This window comes from Fibrella aquatilis (genome assembly GCF_017353255.1).
In the GTDB taxonomy this organism is placed as follows: domain Bacteria; phylum Bacteroidota; class Bacteroidia; order Cytophagales; family Spirosomataceae; genus Fibrella; species Fibrella aquatilis.
Map to the genome: position 1 here is coordinate 1 of NZ_JAFMYU010000045.1, position 3,211 is coordinate 3,211.

At 46.5% G+C, this 3,211-nt stretch carries 4 protein-coding genes; 3 read left to right on the forward strand and 1 reads right to left on the reverse strand.

The annotated features are described in order from the left end of the window. The first annotated feature begins 188 nt into the window (after nt 1–188). The 3 genes from J2I48_RS28010 to J2I48_RS28020 all read left to right on the forward strand — a co-directional run bounded on the left by J2I48_RS28010 (nt 189) and on the right by J2I48_RS28020 (nt 2,967). Nucleotides 189–485 carry a response regulator transcription factor gene (locus J2I48_RS28010; RefSeq protein WP_207338852.1) on the forward strand — a complete coding sequence of 99 codons (297 nt, stop codon included), beginning with the start codon at nt 189–191 and terminating at the stop codon, nt 483–485. Between the two features lie 179 nt (nt 486–664). Continuing rightward, nucleotides 665–2,167 carry a hypothetical protein gene (locus J2I48_RS28015; RefSeq protein WP_207338853.1) on the forward strand — a complete coding sequence of 501 codons (1,503 nt, stop codon included), beginning with the start codon at nt 665–667 and terminating at the stop codon, nt 2,165–2,167. 176 nt (nt 2,168–2,343) lie between these two features. Continuing rightward, the gene (locus J2I48_RS28020) at nt 2,344–2,967 is read left to right on the forward strand and encodes a hypothetical protein (RefSeq protein WP_207338854.1); all 624 of its coding nucleotides are present in this window, start codon (nt 2,344–2,346) and stop codon (nt 2,965–2,967) included. An 87-nt stretch (nt 2,968–3,054) separates the two neighbouring features. Here the strand turns inward: J2I48_RS28020 and J2I48_RS28025 are convergent. After that, nucleotides 3,055–3,211, reverse strand: a 157-nt coding sequence (locus tag J2I48_RS28025; protein ID WP_207338855.1) for a SufD family Fe-S cluster assembly protein, incomplete at its 5' end; no start/stop codon positions are given.

Consider the following 3,211-nt stretch of genomic DNA (forward strand, 5'->3'; position numbering starts at 1 on the left):
GCCGTTGAACACGCCCGTACCCTTGTCGTTAAGGCAGACAGTTGAGTGAACAAGTTCGCACTTAGAAGATTTTTGATCCAGTTACAAAATTTTTTTCCACGACAATAGAACTAATGCGTAGACTTATTGAGCCATGACAGGAAGGATAATTGACATAATGATATGTTCACACGCAATAGGACGAATCAATGGAACGCCCCCCCATTTTTTCAGGACAGAATCAGAACGTATATGCCCACACGTTAACGCAGTTAACTGCTCGCGAGTGGGCTGTGTTGCTGGAAGTGGCCAATGATTTAAGCAACGCAACGATTGCTGAACGGCTTTGTATTACGACGAAAAGTGTTGAAAACTATCGGACACGGATTGGTAGCAAGCTAGAATTATCCGGCCATCGGATATTGGAGCGTTTTGCCCGCCAACACAAAGTGGCGCTTCGGCAGTGGTATGAACTACTCGTTGGCGAATTACCTTCTCTCCCTTAGCTACGTGTAATACCTCAATTTCTGAGGGGTCACTACTCAATTTCTGAGGGCTTTTTCCTCTGTTTTGGTTTGGCTGATGCGTCTACGTTTGTCATCAGGAAAGCAGCAACTGTCGGTCTACCCCGAATGGTAATCGATTTTTGATTCTTACTGGTAAACTTAAAACAACCAACACGCCAATGAAAAGCATATTACATCTGATCAACAGATCATTGAAAGTGCTTCCTTTTGCACTTATTATGGCTACAGCTTTCTCGTGTCATCCTGACGAGCCAATGTCTACCGTGTTGCCACAGGCATCGCAGGGAGGAGCCAGAAAACAAGCGCTCGACAAGGTTCAGGTGGCCAAAATTCTGGCGAAAGTCGTGCTTGACGAAGACGTTCGTGTTCTGCTCAAAGCCGAAGCGTTAAAGAAATTTGATGGCGATTACGACATCCTCTTTCAGATGGTGAAAGACAAGAAGATAAAAGGCAACAAATCCCTTTTTGACGCTATCGCCGAGAAAGCTGATATGCCGGGGAAGTTCAAGAGCCTGAGTGATGACCTACCACTACTCACGTTCTACGTACCCACGTTTTTTTCGGCTCTTAAGTGGGATACAAAGCAGCAAGTTCCCTTCATAGCTGTTCGCGATGAAGACAATAAGCTGATGCTCTACAACCACAAAGGCGAGTCGATGGAGTTGAACCCGCTTGAAGAACCGGACGTCCCGATGCTGGTGGTGAAGATCAATGACCGGGTAACCACAACTCCCCCCAAGAACGAGAAGGGAAGGATTATGGCCAATAATTTTCTTTTCAGCAATGGGCAACACAGCTTTTATCTCACAGAAGGGCTAACAGAAAGTCTGGCATCAACAAAGAAGGGTGCCCGATTCTTTGTCAATGACAACGGCATTGATCCTGTAGTTGTTGAAGCCTACCAGAAAAGCCTGAATTGTAATACCTGTCATCAACGCGACTGGATATACTATGGTATTAATCCAGCTTCAGGCCAAGACTCTGGGCCATTAAACTACCGTTTTAAAGAAGCAATTACTCAATTTCGTCTGGAAAACATAAATTCGTTTCAAGACTTGGGTGGGTGGGATCAAGGTAATTACCAGTTCCGAATATACCCGATGTTTATGGGTAAGGGGGTCACAGAAAAAACACCCCCCACCAAGGTTCTTTTTATCGCTCCTGAACAGGTATATACTTATCACACTGAACCAAGATGTATCAACCACATCTTCTGGGTCTCATGCTATTCAGTCAGAATAGTCGATGATGTACAGGCTTACATACTGCCTTCGCCCATAATTGTTGATACTTGGAGCATGGAAGACAATGGTAACCGATGGTTCTTCAAAGTAGAAAAATATAATCCGACTGTAGACACAGAGCGGACTGTGGTCGAGACCTCTGAGTTTAGCACCAATTTTTCGTTCAGTGCATCTATTGGCGAGAAGGTGAAACTTGGTCCCAGTCTCGGCTTCGGTACCAAATCAACACAACAAACCACATTCAAGTACAAAACGACGACCGGTAGCCTTGACCTTGGTTACGGAATTCTGCGATATGAAGATCCCGTCATAACCTCCCGCTTTTCACTCCCGGGTACGACTACTATCCTTGGCAATACATATGATGTGACAACAGGTGCCACACGGCTTTCTATCGAAACCGTCCGATCCTACTAGCCCTTTAATCTGTTGAACTTTGCGTCTATTTCCAGCCACGCCAACGGCTGGAAATAGACATTTCTCATCGTTAACTTATGCGAACCGCTTGCTTACTCACTACCATCGGTCTCATCCTGTTTAGTTGTCAGCGGGAGCCTGAACCCTATGCTTTACCCGAAAAAGAGGGGTGGTATATGCTTCAGTCGCCCATCAATGCGCCTATTTATAGCGTTCTTGGCAACATTGACTCCACGTTGCTGCTTAGTACGTTGTCTAACGAGATTTATTACACAACCGATAAAGGAAGATCCTGGCAAACGGCAACCTTCAACCAGCCTAATCCAGAAGGAATAATGGGTTTTGCAGCCCGGAAGGACAGCATTTGGGCCATGACATCGGCACGAGGCGGCGAAGACGGCACCTTTACGTACTTCGACAATCCGGTTTTCTTTAGCCTTGATGGCGGTAGAAGCTGGAAACATAAGTACAGAATAGGTGAAATAAGGACTCGCTTTAGAGTAGCAACGTCGCCCGCTGGCATTCGGTATACTATTGAGGAGTCATCTACGCCGTATGCAAAAGACCCGCAAAACGCCTTGCTTCGCGAAACAATAGGCATTGCCACTACCGATGGGCGGTTGCTTCCGCTACCAGACAGGCATCAAACAAAGGGCCTTTATTTGGATTCGCAGCAACGCCTCTACGTGTGTAATTCAGCCCCAGTGTGTGGCCCGAAAAATGACGCCAAGTTTTGTGGCACCGATGAGAACTCCCGCTATCGGGGTGTACTGTATATTTCTAAACAGCCACAGCCATAAGAATAATTTTGGCTGTGATTGTCTAGAAAAAGCAAGCCCTTCAACTACGAATAGATGAAGGGCTTGCTTTTTCTAAACGTGCTGATTTTACATGGCTAGTTTCTCGCGGATGATGCCTTCTAAGTACTCGCGGATGGGCTGGATCTTGATGTGGCTCACCACCTCTTCGGCGAAGGCGTAGAGCAGCAGCGTCCGGGCGGCGTCTTTAGGAATACCGCGCGATTGCAGGTAGAACAGGGCCTCT

Excerpts from the sequence above, each read along its gene's own strand:
- J2I48_RS28010 (WP_207338852.1), top strand. The coding sequence starts at position 189 with ATGGAACGCCCCCCCATTTTTTCAGGACAGAATCAGAACGTATATGCC.
- J2I48_RS28015 (WP_207338853.1), top strand. The coding sequence starts at position 665 with ATGAAAAGCATATTACATCTGATCAACAGATCATTGAAAGTGCTTCCT.
- J2I48_RS28020 (WP_207338854.1), top strand. The coding sequence starts at position 2,344 with ATGCTTCAGTCGCCCATCAATGCGCCTATTTATAGCGTTCTTGGCAAC.